Raw genomic sequence first — 19542 nt, forward strand, 5'->3', positions numbered from 1 at the left:
ACCGTGACCTCCACCCATCGTGACGTCTGCTCCGGGGCTGTGATTTGGACGACTAGAGTGTCCGGTATGGGCGCAAGCCGAACGACAGGTCTTGCGCGCACCGGCGATCCGGCATGGCCTAGTCTGGCCGAAAACCGACCGCTCACTGCAGGGGAGGTCGGCCAGAACAGCGGACAAGATGTTACCGGTTTCTGATGGCCGGGGCATGCGGTGAGGACCTTGCCAGCATTGCCAGCACCTGCGCCGCTCCCTCCTCGGGCGTGATGCGTGAGGTGTCGAGCAGCGGCACGTTCAACTCGTCCGCGAGCGCCCGGTAGCCGACGATTCGGGCCTCGGTCATGTGCTGGGACGGGTTGGGAGTGCCGCGCGCGACCATCCGGGCGATGGTGGTGGGTCGATCGGCCCAGCACATGACGGTGAACGGGCGCGGGTCCCAGCCGGGACGGAAGGCGGGCGACAAGAGCTGCGAGGCCGTGAACCAGTGCCGATCGAAGACGACGGGCCCCGGCGGTGCGTTGGCAATCGCCGTCGCAACCGCGGCATGAGCCACGTCGTCGGCGAGGGCGTGCTGACCGGTCCGGGCGAGGTGGACCATGATGGCGCCGACCTGACCGCCGAACGGGTGCAGCACGGTCGCGCCGATAGCCTCGGCGACGTGCCGCGCGATGCTTGACTTGCCGGAGCCGTCCAGTCCGTCCACGGCGAGCGCGATCCGCGAGGCCTGAGCGGCTTTCTGCTGTGCCCGCGTGAGGTTCGATGGGTAGATCCGCCCTTCTCGCCGGCCGTGCTCTAGGTAGTGCAAGCGCCCCTGCCAGGGATGCTCGAACAGCGCCGCGAGGTCCGGATGCAGTTGGATGTAGCCCAGCGCATCGAAATCATCCGGCAACGGGCCTTCGGCGGTCGCAAGGTCTGAGAGGCGCTGCACGGTCTCGCGGGTGGGCGTCTCGGGCGGCCGGGCTGCGGCGGCCCGCTGCGCGCGCGAGGACACGGCGTCTGCGATGGCGCGAAGGAGTCCATCGGCGTAGGTGTCCCAGTCCAGCGCCCGGATGCGCGCGCGACCCGCCTCCGCGCGGACCGCTGCCCCAGCCGGATCGGCGACGATCCGGTCCGCCGCCTCCGCGATGGCCGCCCCGAGTGCCTCGTCGGAACCGTCCGGAACCACTTGGGCGGTCACGGCGTCCTCGGCGAAGGCCAGCGTGCCGTGCACGGTCGTGACGAGCGGCGTGCCGCAGGCCATGGCTTCCGCGGCCGGGTTGCACCAGCCGGCATGCGCTTCGGCACTGCAGAAGGCGTCGAGCCCGTGGTACCACGCCGGCAGGTCGGCCTCGCGCAGCGGCCCGTGCACGTTGAGGCGGCCCGAGGCGACCAGATCGGCACGCGCGCCCACGAGCCCCCAGTCCGGCCGTCCGAACCAATGCAATGCCCATGCATCGCCGAGCCTGTCGAGGGCGGCGAGCTGGGCCGCGGGGCGCTTGTTGGCGATGCCTCCGAGCCTGTGGCGGACACCTCGCGCAGGTCTCAGGACAGGCGGCGCGAACAGGCCCGCATCGACCGCACCGATGAGACGGCGCCACGGATGCCCCAAGGCGTCGAGATCCGCATCACCCCAGTGGTCGTTGTTCGCCACGATGAGATCCGGCGCGAAGGTCCGCGTGACGCGCGCGTAGGCATCCCGCCGCACCGGGCCGTTGAGGAGATGTTGCACGCGCACGCCGAAATGAGGGGCCCTCAGATCCGCGAAGCGCGCGATCGTGGCATCCGGAAAGCCGCCTCCCGGCACCATGACGGCGTCCCAATGTTCACGGGCCGCGTCCTCGAGGTGCAGGACACGGAGCTGTGTCTCGAAGCCGTCCTCGCCTGAGCCCAGGGCCAGGAACGCCAGGTCGTGCCCGCGGCGGACAAGGACGCGCCCGACCCGCTCGAAGCGCAAAAGGCCGCCGGTCAGCGCAAGGTGATCGCAGGCCACGAGCAGCCGCATCAGGTCGTTCTTCCAAGCAGGCGCCGGAGGCGTAATGGCAGGCGGCCGACGCGGCCGGATGGCGCGAGACGAGCGGCAAGCGTCGCCTCAAGCTGGTCGCGCGCGCGATGAAGCTCGGCCGCGTAGGCGATCACGCGGTCGGTGCGGCGGGCGCTCTCCAGTCCGGCCGCCTCGTGCGCTGCGGCGTCGAGCGCACGCGCTGTGCGCAAGGCATCGTTCTCCTGACGCAAGCGCGCGATCTCCGCGGCGGCGTCATCGATCGCCCTGGGCGAACCCGCCTGGACTGCGCGGGCCTCCGCCGAGCCGCCGGCGGGAAGGCGCGTCGCAGCGGCCCAGCCGAGGCCGCGCTCCGTCGCATGGCCGCTGACGATCGACTGAAAGCGGCTCTCCCGGGCGAGACGGTCGGCAAGCTGCGCGTCATCCAGGGCGAGCCCGAGCCGCGGCAGCAAGGCCTGAAGGGCGTCCAGCAGCGTCAGTCCGGACGATCCGGATCGCCCCCAGTCCGGCACGTCGATCAGAGCGTTGACGAGGCCGCGCACGGCGAGGTGCCCCTGATCCAGAGGGGCGCCGAGATCCCATTCCAGGTCGATGAAGGTGTTGATGGGCCCCGCAACAAGATTTTTCGGGATCGCGTCGAGGGCTGATCCCGGCAGGATCGTCTCGGGCTTCAGCGCTGCGCCGGCCACGAAGCTGCGCGACACGGCCTCGAGCCAGGTCCCGGCCCAGGCAGCCACTGCGTCCAGGCACCAACCGTCCCGTGCCAGTTGCGTGTCGAGCGCTGACGACCAGAGCGGCCCCGGCATGTAGGCTTCCGACGGCAGGAGGTTCGCCACCCCGTCGACGTGCGGGGGAAGGTCGGGATACCGACGCGTCCGGCGCACGTGGATCTGCGACCCCGCTGCCACGAAGGTCACCAGCCGCTCGAATTCCGGACGCCGGCGCAGTCCGATATGGATCGCTAGACGATCATCCTGCGGCAGCGGTTCCTCTGAGGCAGCGACCAGAAAGGCGGGCGCGAGGTCGGCGGCAAGCCCCTCATCGACCACCTGTCTCCAGGCGCGCCGGAGCGAAAACAGCGCCTCGTCGCCGGAACCGGGCTCCGGCCCGGCCGCACCGATGGCGAGCGCTCCGGGATCGAAGCCGCCCTGCCGAGCCAGACCCCGCTCGGCGACGAGGCTCACGGGCTGCGCCCGGTCCGGAAACGGAAACCACCACGCCTGATGGATCAGGCCACAGGTCTGGAGCGACCGTCGAAGACCAACCCGCGTCGGCAATCGGAGACCGTTCGGCCCGGACGATCCCTCGAGACTCGGAAAGCCGCCCCGTCCAGGCGCCTCGGCGCCATGAGCGAACCCGTTCAGCGACAGGGCATTGTCGATCGCCAGAATCAATCGCCCCCCCGGCCGCAGCCGCGCGCGGGCCCATGTGATGGACGCCTCGAGCCTGCGCCCTGCGCCGACAGCGTGATGTGGCAGGAAATCGAGCAGCAAGACCGCGTCGAAACGTACCGAGGCCGATAGGTCGTTTCCGTCCGCTGTGGTGAGCACGGACACGCCAGGCGCACAGCCTGCTCTGGCATAGGCGTGCGGCTTCGAGCCCAGCACCAGCAGGCTGCCGGTCAACCACGAGGAGAATGGGCGCATCATGTCCGCGCCCCGCTCGTCCGGCAGAACAGATGGGCATATTGCCAAATTATCCCGCCGCATGTTTCCTGAATGCCAATACCAATTGTTCCAAATTTTCCCTGCCGCACTTTGGTTGAGTGGAATCTAAGTCCGAAATGGACATGTGACGGTTTCGTGTCTACTTATAATAAGCGTTAAGCTACAAGCAAAACCGGCCTGTCCCGTCGAGGTCAATAGGGATGAATTTCGTCAGCGCCATCTCGTTGGCCGGCCCGCACGTGCTGGTGACGAGCACCTTCCCTGATACGCTCAACAGAAATCCTGGAATCCGAAGCGACCTCGCGGAGGGCTTTGCCGAACTCCTCGGCGTCGAGCGAGTCGTCCAATCGCCACTGGAACTGGCGGTATCCGTGATCAGAGCGTCCCGCCCGGATGTGGTGGTGGCGGTCGGAAGTCTCGTGCCTGATCTGTCGGACCTGCGTGAACTTCGCAGGGCCGCGGATGCTGTCGGTGCGGTCCTCATATTCTGGCTGACGGACGACCCGTACGAATTCGACTATGCCTTCAAGGCCGACCTCTACGCCGACATCGTCGTGAGCAACGATTCCTGGGCGGCACAGCACTATCGGCACCCCGACATCCATCACCTCCCTCTGGCCGCAGCCCCCAACCGCCATTTCAGGCCCATTTGCCCGGTGGCAGAGCGGGAGACGGTCATGTTCTTCTGCGGCGTCGCCTATCCGAACCGCATCGCCCTGATGCGTCGGATCGACGACTTCCTATCCCGCCACGTCGTCGAGATCCTGGGTGCCGGATGGCCGGACACACTCCGTTGCGCGGTGAATCGCCGACTGACACCCGCGCAGATGGCGGACTATGCCGCCGCGGCCCGGCTGACGCTCAACATCGGCCGAGACCTCGACGTGGCCAATCGCCGATTGTCGCTCCCGCAGGCGACGCCGGGACCGCGGACCTTCGAAGTCGCCCTGTCGGGCTCCACGCAGGCCTTCTTCGTCACGGGCCTGGAGATCTGCGAGCATTTTGAGCCGGACACGGAGATTCTGCTGGTTGATGGCGCAGGCGACATCGCGCGTGCCGTCGAGCGGTCGCTCGATGAGCCCGAGGCGATTGAGGCGATTGCGCGTCGGGCGCAGGCGCGCGCGCTCCGCGAGCACACATACCGGCATCGCGCGGCGCGTCTGCTCGATCTCAGCCGCCTGACGGTTCCGGCCTGAGCCCGTCGCCGCGTACACAGACGAACCTGAACATGTCCGACCTGTCGATCCTGTTGCTCGATACTGAGCCGCGGACGCATAATCGCTATCTCGTGCTTGCCATCGCAGACGCGCTCCGCCGTCATCCTGCCGTTAGACGCGTCCATGTCGCCGGACATGCGGACGCTTTGATCACCTTCGCCGAGCAGGGGTTCGACACGCTGGTCGCTTTTGGGGGCGCCCGAGCGCATGCGCACATCGTCGGCCGGCTCGCAGGCCTCGCCCGAACCAGCGTGCTCTGGACCACAGAAGACCCGTACGAGCTTGAGGCGAACGTGCGCGGCGCGAAGACTTTCGATCTTGTCTTCACCAATGACCGGGCCAGCGTCCCGGCCTATGGCGGGCGCGCACGACACCTCCCGCTGGCCGCCTCGTCGATCTTTCACGATCTGGCAGTGCTCGATGACGACACGCGCTACCGCTACGACCTCCTTTTCATCGGAACGGCGTGGCCGAACCGGGTCGCAACGCTGAACGCACTCTCGGCGAGACTGCCGCGGGACGTGAAATTCAAACTGGCCCTGCCGTGGAACGAGCACATCGGACAGCCCGCACTCGAGGATGAGACCCTCGTCACCGACTGGCGGTGCGGGAATCGCGACTTCGCTCTGCTGGCCAACCGCAGCCGGGTCGTGCTGACCCTGCCGCGAAGCTTCTCATCCGCGCGCGCCGATCAGGCGACCGGCTCAACGCCGCCGCCGCGGCTATTCGAGACAGCCCTCGCTGGCGGCTATCAGGTCGTGGTTTCGCCCGAACCGGAGACAGCCGAATATTATGCGCCCGGCTCTGAGATTGCACTCTGCAGCGACGAAGCTGCGGCCATCGAGGCGATTGAGGCGGCCCTGACTTCGCCTGAGCGCCGCATCGAACGCGCGCGTGCCGCTCAGGCGCGGACCCAGGCCGAGCACCTTTATGATCACCGTGTCGCGACCATCCTGGATGCCGTAGTGGAAGACCGGCGGACGCAGACGCTACGGCCCCTCCACGGGACGACGCCCGTCCGCACGGTCCTGATGCTCACCCACAACCGAATGGGATATCGCCCCGGCGGCGGTGTCGAAGTCTACCAGGAACTGCTGACCGAACTCGGGGAGCCCTATCGGATCCTGTTCCTGTTTCCCGTGGTCGACGATGGATGCTGGTCGCTGCGGCTCGAAGGCCCCGGGATCGCGGAATCGTACGCCTGCGGCGCCGTCACGCCACCGCTCTCGACGGATCCGTTCGTCGAGGGATTGTTCCAGCGAATCCTGTTCGAGCATCAGATCGACCTCGTCCACATCCATCACCTGATGCATGTCCCGCTGTCGCTGCCTCTCATCGCGCGGGCCTGCGGCGTTCCCACCGTCTACCACCTGCACGATCATTTCCTGATCTGCGAGCGCTGGCTGCTTCTCGATCATGCTGGCCGCTTCTGCGACGTGGTCAACCGTGGCGCGGATCAGTGCGACGCCTGCCTGGTGGCGGCAAACAACTACCCGCCCGGCTCAAAGGCCCGGCGCGACGGCATGATGACCTTGGTGACCGAGGCAATCGATGCCTTCGTCACGAGTACCCCTGAGACGGCGCGCTACCTCCAGCGCTTCTTCCCCGGCCTCCCCGCGGAGCGGCTCTGCGAGATCGCAATGGTGGCACCGAGTGCCCCAGTCCCAAGCGTGGGGTCCGGTCTGAAGCGAAAGCGCGACACCGATCGGCTGACCGTAGCGATCCTGGGCAATTTCGCGGCCCACAAAGGCGGCCTGCAGGCGATCAACCTGATCCGGAGTTGTGAGGCTTATCCGATCCACTTCAAGGTGATCGGCAGGATCGAGGACCAGTACCGCGATTTGATCGCGACCTTCCGGCCGGATCAGGTCAGCGTCACGGGTTCCTACGAGCAGCATGCCATCGGAGGTCTGATGGCCGGGTGCGATGTCTCGTTGCATCTCTCGACGTGGCCGGAAACGTTCGTGATCGCGCTGACCGAGGCGTGGCAGGCCGGCCTCGTCCCGATCGTCACCGATATCGGTGCCTTGGCCGAGCGCGTTCAGGATGGCGTCGACGGGTACAAGGTGTCGCCAGACGATCCCGGCTCCGTCCGCAACCGCCTCATCGGGCTCCACTACGATCGTGCCCGCTTGGCCCGGATGCAGGCAGCCATCGCACAGAAGTCCTTCCCCTCCGTGGACGACCATCTCGAAACGGTCCGCGCGCTCTATGATCGCCTGATCGCGGCACGGCCCGTTCGCCACAACAGGATTCCCAGCCACTTGCGGAACGGGTTCGACCTGCGGCTTGAGAGCCTCGGCTTCCGAACGAACGCGCCGTCGTGGACCAGCGCCGCGATCCAGTGGGACGAGGAGGCCCACCCCGCGGCCACGCCGCTCGCTGCCGTCGCGAGCACGCACGTTCGGCCGATGCCGGACCTGCCCGATGCGTTCCGCCGTCTGCCTCTCAGGCCGATCAGACGCAGCGAATGCGGCTGGAGCCTCGACGTGATGCGCGCCGACGATCGCCTGAACAGAAGTCTGGATCTCTCGCCGGTGGCGCAAGGGTCCATTTTCCTGCGCGGATGGTTGCACATCTCCGGACCCGCGCCCAAGGCGCTCTACCTGCGGCTGACTGGAAGATGCGGAACATCGTGGGTCACCCTGCAGAGCGATCTCCGGCCGGACGTCGCCAAATGGTACGGAGAACCGGCCGCCGCGACATCCGGTTTCACCGGACAGATCGAGGTGGCGGGAATGGCATTCGGGCACTACGCGCTCGCCCTTATCCAAGTCGCCGATCATCAATTGCGGGTCTTGGATGACATCGCATCGGTATTCATCGCGCCCGACACAGAGGCTCTGGCGCGCTTTGTTCCTGAACCCCGCAAGCTCCTCAATGGGCCGCCGCAGAACATCACGCTGCGCCACAGCCTACCGGAAGATATGGATGCGACGACGATTTCGCCCGGTCAGCTCTGGGCTGCGGAGGTGGAGTTTTCGGACGCGTCTCCCAGACTTCCGAAGGAATTATTCGCCGTCCTTCGGACATCAGCCGGCGAAGCATGGCGCGCGCCGGTTCTCAGGATCGATAAGCGGACCGTGCGCATCGTCGCGTCTATTCCCAACATCGATCCAAGTACTTGCACGGTTCTGCTCGCTGAGCCGCACAGCAGGAATCTACGGATACTCGCGACCTTGTTCCAAACTCGGATCGCTGCTCCCTCGTGATGAGGGCCGCGACGCGACACAACGCGTCGTTTTCGAAAGCAGGTCCGTTTAAAGCCTACCATTTCTGCGAGGTCGCGCTGACACGACTGGACGGCCCTGACTGTCCGATCGAGCCATACTGACGGGCCTTGTGCAAGATCATCTGCCCTACGTGTGAACGACACACGTCCGGATAGATCTCGGCGGCCCAGGGCCTGTCGTGGCGCTGGACAGCTTGATTGTCTGTTCTGGAGAAGATGCCAAAGCGGCCTGATTGGCTGGATCGGGCGCAACACTGCCAGTGTCGCGGCGGACCATACGTCCGCTTCCGGGGTCCGCGCGTGAACGGCCGCGTTGGGTCGAACGCAGCCACGCGACGCAAAAGCCGATCAGGTCAGTCCCCAGACTGTTAGAACGTGCGGGTGGATGTTCTGACGTGGCCTGGCGCCTCGAGGTGCAGGGGCCTTCTGGATGGGCCTGGCTGTAGCGAAGTGCTGTCCTCGACCCGTCCGCGGCTGGCGGCGGAGCGCCACAACTCCGAATCCGACAAGGTGAGGTCGCCAATCTGCCGGCGTTCCAGTTCCTCGCCGATCGGCGCGAGGACCGCGCCGGCGGCCCGGAGCGCATCGACCGCCTCCCTGATCGGGCCGCCGTCGTTGTGAATCATCCCTAGTCCGGGAAGCCCCTGATCAGGGCGGTCATCACCATCGTGCGGCGCAAGCCGGGGATGGTTGCCTTGTCCGCGAGCAGTGTCTTTGCCTGCGGGTGAGTCTCGATTGCCTTGGCCATATCGACGGTGTGACCCGACTTGAAGGCGAACGGCTTCGCGGTCTCGTCCTTAAGGTCGGCTTCGGTAGCCTGCTTGATCTCCTCGTCCGTCACCTCGGACTTACGGCACAGGTCACCGGCGCCGGGAATCGCTCTGCCATTCGGGTTTGTGCCGACCCTTGTGCGCCGGAAAAACACCTTCTGTTTCGGGGGGGCGGTTATGTCCCGGTCCCGAAGGTGCTGTTTTGCTTGGAAAAATTGGCTGGGGCGCCAGGATTCGAACCTGGGAATGGCGGTACCAAAAACCGCTGCCTTACCACTTGGCGACGCCCCAAGGTGAGCGGAGGCTGTCTAGACGCCGCGCCCGCCCCTGGCAAGCGGTGGATCGCGGCCGTCTAGCCCCCCGCCCGCAGCGGCTTACCGGCGCTCGGGGACGCCGTCGATCCGGCGGGGCAGGCCCAGCGGATTGGCGGCCTGAAGCGCTGGCGGCAACAGCGCGTCGGGAACGTCCTGGTAGCTCACCGGCCTCAGGAACCGGTCGATGGCGAGGCTGCCCACCGAAGTCGTGCGCCCGTCCGAGGTCGCCGGATAGGGGCCGCCATGCACCATCGCGTGCGCCACCTCGACCCCGGTCCCGAAGCCGTTGACCAGGATGCGGCCGACGCGGCGCTCCAGGAGCGGCAGCAGGTCCCGCGCCGCCGCGTGATCCTCCGGCGCGAGGTGCAGCGCCGCCGTGAGCTGGCCTTCCAGATGCTCCAGCACCGCCCGCATCGCCGCGAGATCCGCGCAGCGCACCACGAGGCCCGAGGCCCCGAACATCTCCTCCTGCAGCGCGGGATCCGCCAGGAACACGTCCGAGTCCGTGGCGAACAGGCTGGCCCGGCCTTGTGTCCCCCCGCCCTCCGCACCCTCGGCGATGCGGGTGACGGCGGCGTGCCCGGCCACCCGCGCGACGGCCTCCCGGTAGGCGCGCTGGATGCCGGGCGTCAGCATGGTCGCGGCGGGGCTGTCGCGCAGGGCCGCGCCGGCCGCTTCCAGGAAGGCGTCGAGGCCCGGGCCGGGCAGCGCCAGGATCAGGCCCGGATTGGTGCAGAACTGTCCGGCACCCAGCGTCAGCGACGCCGCGAAGGCTTGGCCGATCTCGGCGCCCCGCGCGGCCAGCGCGCCCGGGAACAGCAGCACCGGATTGATGCTGCTCATCTCGGCATAGACCGGGATCGGCACCGGGCGTGCGGCCGCGATCGCCATCAGGGCCGTGCCGCCCCGACGGGAGCCCGTGAAGCCCACGGCGGCGATCCGGGGATCGGCCACCAGCCCCTGCCCGATCGACTGGCCGGCATCGAACAGCAGCGAGAAGGTCCCCTCGGGCAGGCCGCAGGACGCCACCGCCTTCTGGATGGCGCGGCCGACCAGTTCCGAGGTGCCGGGATGGGCCGGGTGCGCCTTGACCACCACCGGGCAGCCCGCCGCCAGGGCCGAGGCGGTGTCGCCGCCCGCCACCGAGAAGGCGAGCGGAAAGTTCGAGGCGCCGAACACCGCCACCGGGCCGACGGCGATCCGGCGCAGGCGCAGGTCCGGCCGGGGCAGCGGCTTGCGGTCCGGCAGGGCCGGATCGATCCGCACTGCGACGGAACTACCCTCGCGGACCACGCCGGCGAACAGGCGCAGCTGGCCCACCGTCCGGGCGCGCTCGCCCTCGATCCGCGGCCGGGGCAACCCCGTCTCTTCCATGCAGCGGGTGACGAGGGCGTCGCCGGTCTCCAGGATGTTGGCGGCGATCGCCTCCAGGAAGCCGGCCCGCGTCTCCGGATCGGTCTCCCGGTAGGTGTCGAAGGCGGCCTCCGCCAGGGCGCAGGCCCGGTCGAGATCGCCGAGGCTCGCGCCGGGGAAATCCGGCTCCAGGGATTCGCCGGTGGCCGCCGCGACAGCCCGGACGGCCGCCTCGGTGCCGCGCCGTGCCTCGGCGCCGATCAGGTTCTCGCCGCGCAGGGTCATGAGCTGCTCCTCTTCGTAGGGGTGCGGGCGGGCCGCACCGGGACGGACGCGTGACGGGCGGTCAGCCCCGCTGCGCCGCCAGGGCCTTCTCGCGGATGGCCGCGAGGGTCATGGTCGGGGTGAGCGCCTCGGGATCGACGCGGCAATGGATCATCACCGGCAGGCCGGAGGCGAGGCTGCGCTCGAAGGCGGGCGCGAAGTCCGCGGTGCATTCCACGCGCTCGCCATGGCCGCCGCAGGCGCGGGCGAGCGCCGCGAAGTCGGGGTTGCGCAGCTCGGTCGCCGAGACGCGGCCGGGATATTCGCGTTCCTGGTGCATCCGGATCGTGCCGTACATGCCGTTGTCGAGCACGACCACCACGACGGCGATCCCGTACTGCACGGCGGTGGCGAATTCCTGAACGGTCATCATCACGTCGCCGTCGCCCGCGAGCGCCACGACGATCCGCTCCGGGCGGCTGCGCTTCGCCATCACGGCGGCGGGCAGGCCGTATCCCATGGAACCCGAGGTCGGCGCGAGCTGCGTGCCGAAGGCGCGGAACCGGTAGTAGCGGTGGACCCAGGTGGCGAAATTGCCGGCGCCATTGCAGATCACCGCGTCCCGCGGCAGCCGCTCCCGCAGCCACGTGATCGCTTCCCCGTACTGGAACGCGCCGGGTTTCGGCTCCGGCGTCTCGGACCACGCGCGGTAGGCGGCATGGGCCTCGGCGGCGCGACCTCTCCCGGTCGGCGTGAAATCCGGCAGGGCGGCGCAGAAGGTGTCGGGCGCCGCCTCGATCGCCAGCACCGGCTGATAGACCCGCCCGAGCTCCGCCGCGTCGGCATGGACGTGGACCAGGGGCAACCCGGGATTGGGGATGCCGAGGAGGCCGTAGGATTGCGCCGGCATCTCGGACAGGCGTCCGCCCACCATCAGCAGCAGGTCGGCCTCCCGGATCCGGGCCAGCAGCGCCGGGTTCGGCCCGATCCCGAGCTCGCCCGCGAAGTTCGGATGGTCGGCGGGAAAGAGCTGCGCCCGCCGGAACGAGACCGCCACCGGCAGGTCGTGGCGCGCGGCCCAGGCGGCCAGGGTGGCGACGACGCCCTGCGTCCAGCGGGAGCCGCCGAGCAGCACCATCGGCCGCTGCGCCTCCGCCAGCATCGCCCGCAGACGCTCCACATCGTCCCCGGACGGGGCCGGGGCGGCCGGGACGACGCGCGGCGCGTCGGACACCGCCACGACGTCGTCGAGCATGTCTTCCGGCAGGGCCACCACGACGGGACCGGGACGGCCCTGCATCGCCACCCGGAACGCCCGGGCGAGGATCTCCGGAATGCGCGCCGCGTCGTCGATCTCCACCGTCCATTTGGCGAGCCCGCCGAACATCTGCCGGTAATCGACCTCCTGGAAGGCCTCGCGGTCCCGCATCCGCCGGGCGATCTGGCCGACGAACAGGATCATCGGCGTCGAATCCTGGCGGGCGATGTGCACGCCCGCGGAGGCGTTGGTGGCGCCCGGCCCCCGGGTGACGAAGCAGATGCCGGGGCGGCCGGTGAGCTTGCCCGCGGCCTCGGCCATGATCGCCGCGCCGCCCTCCTGCCGGCAGACCAGCACGTCGATGCCGCTGTCGCGCAGGGCGTCGAGCACCGCGAGGTAGCTCTCCCCGGGGACGCAGGTCACGCGCTCGACGCTCTGGGCGCGGAGCTGGTCGACGAGCACCTGCGCGCCGGTGCGTGGGGGCAATCCGCTCAAGCCGTTCCTCCCTGGCCCTCGGGCCGCATCCGGGGCGTTCCGCCGGGATCGGCCACCGTTCCGCCCGCCGCTGGGATGCTGCTGATATCCCAGTTTCAGGATAGGGGCGGGTTCGGGGCGGTCAACCTGTCAGACCAGGGGCCGCCGGTCGAGGGCCCGGCGGGTCATCCGGTCGAGAAAGTCGAACAGCGTTCCGATCCCGGCTAGGGCCGCCGCTTCGTCCCGCGCCGCGATGCCGGACAGGATCGCCCCGTGGATCCCGGCGCAATCCAGGAAGCTGGCGGTGGGCTCGTAGGTGTACCAGAACCGACGGGACTGGGCGTGGAGCGCCGCCATGGTGCCGGTGAGCGTCGCGTTGTAGGCCGCGCCGACGAGGGCCTCGTGCAGGCCGCGCTTGGTCCGGAAATAGGCCTCCCGATCGCGGGCCTCCGCGGCGCTGCGCAATCCGGCTGCCTGGTCCAGCAGGTGTGCCATGTCCTCCGCCGTGCCGCGCGCGATGACGCAGCGGGCCACGGTCTCGTCGAGGGGTCGCCGCACCTCCAGCAATTCGAGATGCTTGATGACGTCCACCTGGGTAACGAGAACGCCGCGCCGCGGATGGACCTCCACGAACCCGATCGTCTTGAGCCGTGCCAGAGCCTCGCGGACCGGCGTCCGGCCGAGGCCCAGCTCCGCGCCGAGTTCGCCCTCCGAGACCATGGCGCCCGGGGCGAGACGGCGGCTGATGATCATCTGCTCGATGGCGTCATAGGCGGTCTCGGCGAGGGAGCGCGGCCTGCGCCCATCCTCCGGCGGCACCTGTCCGCCGCCCGCAAATCCCAATCCGGCCAAGGGCTTCCCCGTCGATGTCGGATCCTGTCTGTCGCAACCCGCGCCGGTTGACAATGGCGCCGCGCACCATGCTACTCAAGCCCTGGGATATCAGTCCGCGTTCAGTGCGGGCGGGAGCCAAGGCCGGCGCAAGCGACATGTGATTGTCACTGTTCGCGGGTGCCGAGACCGAGGCCCAGGGAGGAGGAGCGGATGTCCGGGATGTCCCCTGAGATGCGCGCCAAGCTGAAGACCGTCAGCACGGCGACGCTGATGACCGCCCTCTACAAGCGCGGCTTCCGCAACCAGATGATCCAGGGCGTGCTGCCCCTGAAGGCCGGCGGCCCGACGATGGTCGGCGAGGCCTACACCCTGCGCTACATCCCGGCCCGGGAGGACCTGAACCCCATCACGGTGTTCCGGGACCGCGCGCATCCGCAGCGCAAGGCCGTGGAGGAGTGCCCGCCCGGCGCCGTGATGGTGATCGACAGCCGCAAGGACGCCCGGGCGGCCTCCGCCGGCTCGATCCTGGCCACCCGGCTGATGGTGCGCGGCTGCGCCGGGCTCGTCACCGACGGCGGATTTCGCGATGCCGACGAGATCGCCCGGCTGGAGATGCCGAGCTATCACGCGCGCCCGTCGGCGCCGACGAACCTCACCCTCCATCAGGCGATCGACATCAACGTGCCGATTGGCTGCGGCGACGCGCCCGTCTTCCCCGGGGACGTGATCGTCGGCGACGGCGACGGGGTGGCGGTGATCCCGGCCCATCTCGCCGACGCCGTCGCCGACGAGGCCGTCGAGATGACCGCCTACGAGGACTTCGTCACCGAGGAGGTTCGCAAGGGCCGCACAATCCTCGGCCTCTACCCTGCCACCGACGAACAGAGCCTCGCCGATTTCGCCGCCTGGCGGAAGCGGACCGGCCGCTGAGCGTGCCGGACTGGCCCGCTCCAGCCCGGCCCGCGATCGGCAACGGGCCGGAACGCGTCGGATTCGGCTTGGGGGGACGCCATGGCGGCGGGGTTGCGCGGGGGCGCTGCGGCGCCGGAGATCGAGCGGCGGACGATCGCCAAGGTGTCGTGGCGACTCCTGCCGCTGATCGTCCTGATCTACTTCGTCGCCTACATGGACCGGACGAATGTGGGCTTCGCCGCGTTCGGCCTGAAGCGGGACTTCGGGTTCTCCGCCACGCTCTACGGCTGGGCTGCCGGCATCTTCTTCCTCGGTTACGTCCTCTTCGAGATTCCGAGCAACGTCCTTCTGGAGCGCGCCGGGGCGCGGCTCTGGATCGCCCGGATCATGGTCACCTGGGGACTGGTGGCGGGCAGCATGGTCCTCATCACCGGCCCGGTGAGCTTTCTGGCCCTGCGTTTCCTGCTGGGCGTGGCCGAGGCCGGCTTCTTCCCCGGCGTGATCCTCTACTTCACCTTCTGGTTCCCGAAGCGGTACCGGGCCCGCGTGGTCGCCGCCCTGTTCCTGGCGGTACCGGGCTCGAATGCCCTCACGGCGGTGATCTCGGGGGCGCTGCTCCAGCTCGACGGCGTGCTGGGCCTGCACGGCTGGCAGTGGCTGTTCCTCCTGGAGGCCGCGCCCTCGATCCTGCTGGCCGTCGCGGTTCTGGCGCTGATGACGGACCGGCCCGAACAGGCAGCGTGGCTCGCGGCCGAGGAGCGGCGCTGGCTGAGGGACGAACTCGCGGCGGAGCGTGCGGGCACGCTCAGGGCTCACGGGCATCTCACCCTCAAACAGGCCCTCACCGACCGGCGGGTGCTCGCCCTCGGGGCGATCTACTTCACCATCGGCACCGCCACCTACGGCATCACCTTCTTCATGCCGCCGATCCTGAAGAGCCTGCATCTCACCGACTGGGAGACGGGGGTCGCCACGGCGGTACCCTACGTCGTGGGGACCCTGGGCATGGTCGCCTGGAGCTGGTCGTCGGACCGGCGCAACGAGCGGCGCTGGCACTTCGTGATCGCCGCGCTGGTCGCCGCCCTCGGCCTCGTCGCCTCCGGCCCCCTGCTCGGCAGCCTCTGGGCGCTGACGGCCATGTCGGTGGCGACGATCGGGCTCTACGGCAGCAAGCCCGCCTTCTGGGCGATGCCGGGGGAGTTCCTGTCCGGGCCCGCGGCGGCCGGGGGGATCGCCCTGATCAACGCGATCGGCAATCTTGGCGGCTTCGTCGGTCCCTACGTCCTGGGCTGGCTCAAGGATTACACCGGCAGCTACGAGGCGGGACTTTATTTCCTGGCCGCTTGCGCGCTCGCCTCGGCGGCGATCACGGTCGTCTCTGTCCGGTCAGGCCGGGCGGAGGCGGACCCGCGCGATGGGACCGGCGGCGCGTTCCGCCCCGCCGGCCCGAGCCCGTGAGACCGGAGACAGAGCGATGACCGCGCGCAAGAAGGACCTGGGCGACCTGCGCAGCCAGCGCTGGTTCGGCGCCACCGACCTGCGCAGCTTCGGCCATCGCTCGCGCATGCTGCAGATGGGCTATGAGCGGGCGGATTTCAGCAACAAGCCCATCGTCGGCATCATCAACACCTGGAGCGACATCAATCCCTGCCACCTGCATTTCCGCGAGCGCGTGGAGCAGGTGAAGCGCGGCGTCTGGCAGGCGGGGGGCTTCCCGATCGAATTGCCGGCGCTGTCGCTGTCCGAGAATTTCGTCAAGCCGACCACGATGCTCTACCGCAACCTCCTGGCCATGGAGGTGGAGGAGCTGCTGCGCCAGCACCCGGTGGACGGGGCGGTGCTGATGGGCGGCTGCGACAAGACCACGCCCGGCACCGTGATGGGCGGCATCTCCATGAACCTGCCGATGATCTTCCTCCCGGCGGGGCCGATGATGCGCGGGCATTTCGGGGGCAAGATCCTCGGCTCCGGCTCGGATGTCTGGAAGTACTGGGCCGAGAAGGAGGCCGGCACCATCACCACGCAGGAGTGGAACGACATGGAGGCGGGCATCGCCCGCTCCGCCGGCACCTGCATGACCATGGGCACGGCCTCGACCATGACGGCGATCACCGAGGCGCTGGGCCTGTCCCTGCCGGGCGCGGCCTCGATCCCGGCGGCCGACGCCGACCATCCCCGCATGGCGAGCGCCTGCGGCCGGCGCATCGTGGACATGATCTGGGAGGACCTGAAGCCCTCCGACATCCTCGACCGGCGCTCCATCGACAACGCGCTCGTCGTCCACAACGCGCTGGCCGGCTCCACCAACGCGATGATCCACCTCGTGGCCATGGCGGGCCGGGCCGGCATCCCGGTCAAGCTCACCGCGTTCGACGAGGTCGCCCAGAAAGTCCCGGTGATCGCCAACCTCCGGCCCTCGGGGCAGTGGCTGATGGAGGATTTCCACATCGCGGGCGGAATCCGGGCGCTGATGGCGCGGCTCTCCCCCCTCCTCCACCTCGACGCTCGCTCGGTCACCGGCGGCACGATCGGCGACGGGCTCGCCGGCGCGAAGGTCTTCAACGACGACGTGATCCGCCCCCTCGACAAGCCCATCGTGTCGATGGGCGGGACCGCGATCCTCTACGGCAACCTCGCGCCGGACGGCTGCGTGATCAAGCCGCCCGCCGCCGACCCGCGGCTCCTGCAGCATACCGGCCCCGCGCTGGTCTTCGACAGCTACGACGCGATGAGCGCGGCGGTGAACGACCTCGACCTCGACGTCACCCCCGACCACGTCATGATCCTGCGCAATGCCGGCCCGATCGGCGGGCCCGGCATGCCGGAATGGGGCATGCTGCCGATCCCCAAGGTCCTGCTCCGCCAGGGCGTGCGCGACATGGTCCGCATCTCGGACGCGCGGATGAGCGGGACGAGCTACGGCGCCTGCATCCTGCACGTGGCGCCGGAATCGGCCGCGGGCGGCCCGCTCGCCGCCGTGCGCGACGGCGACCTGATCAGCGTGGACGTGGCCGCCCGCCGGATCCACCTGCACCTGGACGATGCCGGGATCGCCGCGCGGGTGAAGGCCTTCGTGCCGCCCGACCGGGCCTATCCCCGGGGCTACAACCGCCTGTTCGCCCAGCACGTGCGGCAGGCCCACGAGGGCTGCGACTTCGACTTTCTGGAGGGCGCCGGGGGGATCCCGGAACCCGAGATTCACTGACCGGCCCGAGCCGTCGGCAACAGGCGGCGGGCCCGATCACAGGGAGGACACATGGTGATGATCGCACGCAGGGGCCTGCTCGCCGGAGCGGCCCTGCTCGGCGCCGCGCGGGCGGCCGGGGCCGGCTGGGAGCCGTCGCAGCGGGTGCCGGACCCGGCCGTCGAGATCCTCGATCCGGCCTTCGCCAAGTACCGCCTCGCCTCGGCGACGGTGGAGCGGGTCGCCACGGGCTTCCGCTGGGCCGAGGGGCCGGTCTGGTTCGGCGACCGTGGCGCGCTGCTGTTCAGCGACGTGGTCAACGACCGGATCATGAAGTGGGAGGAGGCGTCGGGTTCGCTCTCGGAATTCCGCAGGCCGTCGAACTACGCCAACGGCAACACCCGCGACCGGCAGGGGCGGCTGATCACCTGCCAGCACAGGACCCGCAGCGTCACCCGGACCGAGCATGACGGGACCATCACCACGCTGATGGACCGGTTCGACGGCAAGCCGCTGAATTCGCCCAACGACGTGGTCTGCCATGCCGACGGCGCGGTCTGGTTCACCGATCCCGCCTTCGGGCCGAACCCCCACGAGGCGATGGCGGCCCCGGAATTGCCGGGCAACGTCTACCGGATCGATCCGGCGACCGGGCAGGCCAGCGTCGTGGTCGAGGGTGTGGCCGGGCCGAACGGCCTGTGCTTCGCGCCGGACGGAACGAAGCTGTACCTGATCGAGGCCCGGGCCAAGCCCAACCGCCTGATCCGCGTCTACGACGTGGTCGAGAACGGCACGAAGACCGCCAACGGCCGCGTGTTCTACGACGCCGGCACCGGCACGCCGGACGGCTTCCGCGCCGATGTCGACGGCAATCTCTGGTGCGGCTGGGGGATGAGCGAGGCCGAGGACGGGGTCATCGTGCTCTCACCGCAGGGCAAGCTGATCGGCCGGATTCGCCTGCCCGAGCGCTGCGCCAACCTGTGCTTCGGCGGCCTGAACCGCAACCTGCTGCTGATGACGGCGACGCACTCGGTCTACGCGCTCTACGTGAATACCCGGGGCGCTGGGACCTGCTGAGGCCGCATCATACGGCGAACCGCTCCGCGATGACTTGCGGGGCGGATCCCGGGTTCCATTTCCGTTTTCGTTGCACGCGGCCCGGTGAGGGCCAGCGGAATCTCAGGCGGGACCCAGAGGCGGCAGGCACGCTCTCGACTCGACTCCCCGACGTGTGTTGGTTCTCTTGCCAACAGCCGTCGCCACCGGCATTTTCGCTGACGTGAAGGCCGAACTCCTGCTCAAGGAGCGAATCGCAATCATCCCTGGGCGGTCGTTCGCAGAGCTGGTGGTCTGGCGCGTGCCGACGCCTGTCCGCGAGAGCAGCCACGCCTTCAAGTACCGGCTCGCCCTCGTCGTCGATGGTGCATGCGTGCTTCGCTATGACAACGAAGCCGGCAAGGGCGACCACAGGCACGTCGGCGAGGCGGAGATCGCCTATCGCTTTACCACCCCCGAGGCCCTGCTGGCCGATTTCTGGGCCGATGTCGAACCCTGGAGGGAGTCATGAGAACCGTGACCATCGGCGTCTCTTCGGTCGAGGAGGCTAGTGCCCGCGTACTGGCGGCCTTCCGGGGCGAGAAGCGCGGCGCGTTCATCTCTTTCCCCAGCGTCGAGGGCTTGTGGACCGTCCTGACGCCCCGTCGCTGGGCGCTGATCCGAGCGCTCGCGGGCCAGGAGCCCATGTCGCTGCGCGCCGTGGCGCGGTTGCTGGATCGGGACGTAAAGAACATCCACGCCGACGTGCACGCGCTCCTGAATGCCGGCATCCTGGATCGTACGGACGACGAGCGCATCGTCTTTCCCTACGACGCCGTGCACGTCGACTTCACGATCGGGAAGGCGGCCTGAGGACTCTTCCATCCCAGGCTCGCATTCGGCTGGCGGCGCAGGCGCCCGGGACAGGGGTTCCGTTTCATCCGAAACGCCGCTTCCCCGGACAGGATGCGCTGTTCACACATCTCCGGTGGACATTGCCGCTGATCAGGGAGCGCGGGTCCCTCTCCCGTTCGGGAGAGGGACCCGCGCTCC

At 69.0% G+C, this 19542-nt stretch carries 15 protein-coding genes and 1 tRNA gene; 8 read left to right on the forward strand and 8 right to left on the reverse strand.

Annotation, left to right across the window (positions count from 1 at the left end; all coding sequences use genetic code 11):
- Nucleotides 1–181: 181 nt before the first annotated feature.
- Together MCBMB27_RS08090 and MCBMB27_RS08095 are read right to left on the reverse strand one after the other, a co-directional pair.
- Entirely contained in the window at nucleotides 182–1978 is a 1797-nt protein-coding gene (locus MCBMB27_RS08090; protein WP_075380202.1) for a glycosyltransferase, read from the reverse strand.
- Complete coding sequence (locus MCBMB27_RS08095; protein ID WP_236952934.1) at nucleotides 1978–3600, reverse strand: class I SAM-dependent methyltransferase; 1623 nt, start codon at nucleotides 3598–3600, stop codon at nucleotides 1978–1980. Before MCBMB27_RS08095 ends, MCBMB27_RS08090 begins: the two co-directional genes overlap by 1 nt.
- A gap of 242 nt (nucleotides 3601–3842) precedes the next feature.
- Between MCBMB27_RS08095 and MCBMB27_RS08100 the strand changes: the two genes are divergently transcribed.
- Both MCBMB27_RS08100 and MCBMB27_RS08105 read left to right on the forward strand, forming a co-directional pair.
- Nucleotides 3843–4838: a glycosyltransferase family protein gene (locus MCBMB27_RS08100; RefSeq protein WP_053608526.1), complete on the forward strand. Its 996-nt coding sequence runs from the start codon at nucleotides 3843–3845 to the stop codon at nucleotides 4836–4838.
- 32 nt (nucleotides 4839–4870) lie between these two features.
- Nucleotides 4871–8071, forward strand: a complete 3201-nt coding sequence (locus MCBMB27_RS08105; RefSeq protein WP_053608527.1) for a glycosyltransferase family protein — start codon at nucleotides 4871–4873, stop codon at nucleotides 8069–8071.
- A 388-nt stretch (nucleotides 8072–8459) separates the two neighbouring features.
- Here MCBMB27_RS08105 and MCBMB27_RS08110 read toward each other — a convergent pair whose 3' ends face one another.
- The 6 genes from MCBMB27_RS08110 to MCBMB27_RS08135 all read right to left on the reverse strand — a co-directional run bounded on the left by MCBMB27_RS08110 (nucleotide 8460) and on the right by MCBMB27_RS08135 (nucleotide 13376).
- On the reverse strand, nucleotides 8460–8717 hold the full coding sequence (locus MCBMB27_RS08110; protein WP_075380204.1) for a hypothetical protein: 258 nt from the start codon (nucleotides 8715–8717) through the stop codon (nucleotides 8460–8462).
- Between the two features lie 2 nt (nucleotides 8718–8719).
- Nucleotides 8720–8932 carry a hypothetical protein gene (locus MCBMB27_RS08115; protein WP_236952935.1) on the reverse strand — a complete coding sequence of 71 codons (213 nt, stop codon included), beginning with the start codon at nucleotides 8930–8932 and terminating at the stop codon, nucleotides 8720–8722.
- 145 nt (nucleotides 8933–9077) lie between these two features.
- Nucleotides 9078–9152: transfer RNA gene (locus tag MCBMB27_RS08120), tRNA-Gln, on the reverse strand.
- A gap of 83 nt (nucleotides 9153–9235) precedes the next feature.
- Nucleotides 9236–10813: an aldehyde dehydrogenase (NADP(+)) gene (locus MCBMB27_RS08125; RefSeq protein WP_075380206.1), complete on the reverse strand. Its 1578-nt coding sequence runs from the start codon at nucleotides 10811–10813 to the stop codon at nucleotides 9236–9238.
- 61 nt (nucleotides 10814–10874) lie between these two features.
- Nucleotides 10875–12545, reverse strand: a complete 1671-nt coding sequence (locus tag MCBMB27_RS08130; protein ID WP_075380207.1) for a thiamine pyrophosphate-binding protein — start codon at nucleotides 12543–12545, stop codon at nucleotides 10875–10877.
- Between the two features lie 129 nt (nucleotides 12546–12674).
- On the reverse strand, nucleotides 12675–13376 hold the full coding sequence (locus MCBMB27_RS08135; RefSeq protein ID WP_043757336.1) for a GntR family transcriptional regulator: 702 nt from the start codon (nucleotides 13374–13376) through the stop codon (nucleotides 12675–12677).
- A gap of 192 nt (nucleotides 13377–13568) precedes the next feature.
- On the opposite strand from MCBMB27_RS08135, the gene MCBMB27_RS08140 reads away from it, so the two are divergent.
- The 6 genes from MCBMB27_RS08140 (at nucleotide 13569) to MCBMB27_RS08165 (ending at nucleotide 19362) form a co-directional block, all read left to right on the forward strand.
- On the forward strand, nucleotides 13569–14288 hold the full coding sequence (locus MCBMB27_RS08140) for a ribonuclease activity regulator RraA (protein ID WP_075380208.1): 720 nt from the start codon (nucleotides 13569–13571) through the stop codon (nucleotides 14286–14288).
- Between the two features lie 81 nt (nucleotides 14289–14369).
- Nucleotides 14370–15728, forward strand: a complete 1359-nt coding sequence (locus MCBMB27_RS08145; RefSeq protein ID WP_075380209.1) for an MFS transporter — start codon at nucleotides 14370–14372, stop codon at nucleotides 15726–15728.
- Nucleotides 15729–15744: 16 nt separating this feature from the next.
- Entirely contained in the window at nucleotides 15745–17475 is a 1731-nt protein-coding gene (gene araD, locus MCBMB27_RS08150; protein ID WP_043346237.1) for an L-arabinonate dehydratase, read from the forward strand.
- Nucleotides 17476–17526: 51 nt separating this feature from the next.
- Nucleotides 17527–18531: an SMP-30/gluconolactonase/LRE family protein gene (locus MCBMB27_RS08155; RefSeq protein ID WP_236952936.1), complete on the forward strand. Its 1005-nt coding sequence runs from the start codon at nucleotides 17527–17529 to the stop codon at nucleotides 18529–18531.
- Between the two features lie 202 nt (nucleotides 18532–18733).
- A complete protein-coding gene (locus MCBMB27_RS08160) occupies nucleotides 18734–19021 on the forward strand; it encodes a toxin-antitoxin system TumE family protein (RefSeq protein WP_043346246.1) in 288 nt (95 codons plus the stop codon).
- Entirely contained in the window at nucleotides 19018–19362 is a 345-nt protein-coding gene (locus MCBMB27_RS08165) for an HVO_A0114 family putative DNA-binding protein (protein WP_043384355.1), read from the forward strand. The genes MCBMB27_RS08160 and MCBMB27_RS08165 overlap by 4 nt, the downstream gene beginning before the upstream one ends.
- Nucleotides 19363–19542: the final 180 nt, after the last annotated feature.

It is taken from the genome of Methylobacterium phyllosphaerae, from assembly GCF_001936175.1.
Classification (GTDB): Bacteria; Pseudomonadota; Alphaproteobacteria; order Rhizobiales; family Beijerinckiaceae; genus Methylobacterium; species Methylobacterium fujisawaense.

What these genes read in the sequence shown, in the direction of transcription:
- MCBMB27_RS08140 (WP_075380208.1), top strand. Translation starts at nt 13,569, where the DNA reads ATGTCCGGGATGTCCCCTGAGATGCGCGCCAAGCTGAAGACCGTCAGC.
- MCBMB27_RS08090 (WP_075380202.1), bottom strand. Translation starts at nt 1,978, where the DNA reads ATGCGGCTGCTCGTGGCCTGCGATCACCTTGCGCTGACCGGCGGCCTT.
- MCBMB27_RS08100 (WP_053608526.1), top strand. Translation starts at nt 3,843, where the DNA reads ATGAATTTCGTCAGCGCCATCTCGTTGGCCGGCCCGCACGTGCTGGTG.
- MCBMB27_RS08155 (WP_236952936.1), top strand. Translation starts at nt 17,527, where the DNA reads ATGGTGATGATCGCACGCAGGGGCCTGCTCGCCGGAGCGGCCCTGCTC.
- MCBMB27_RS08165 (WP_043384355.1), top strand. Translation starts at nt 19,018, where the DNA reads ATGAGAACCGTGACCATCGGCGTCTCTTCGGTCGAGGAGGCTAGTGCC.
- MCBMB27_RS08110 (WP_075380204.1), bottom strand. Translation starts at nt 8,717, where the DNA reads ATGATTCACAACGACGGCGGCCCGATCAGGGAGGCGGTCGATGCGCTC.
- araD (WP_043346237.1), top strand. Translation starts at nt 15,745, where the DNA reads ATGACCGCGCGCAAGAAGGACCTGGGCGACCTGCGCAGCCAGCGCTGG.
- MCBMB27_RS08105 (WP_053608527.1), top strand. Translation starts at nt 4,871, where the DNA reads ATGTCCGACCTGTCGATCCTGTTGCTCGATACTGAGCCGCGGACGCAT.
- MCBMB27_RS08125 (WP_075380206.1), bottom strand. Translation starts at nt 10,813, where the DNA reads ATGACCCTGCGCGGCGAGAACCTGATCGGCGCCGAGGCACGGCGCGGC.
- MCBMB27_RS08145 (WP_075380209.1), top strand. Translation starts at nt 14,370, where the DNA reads ATGGCGGCGGGGTTGCGCGGGGGCGCTGCGGCGCCGGAGATCGAGCGG.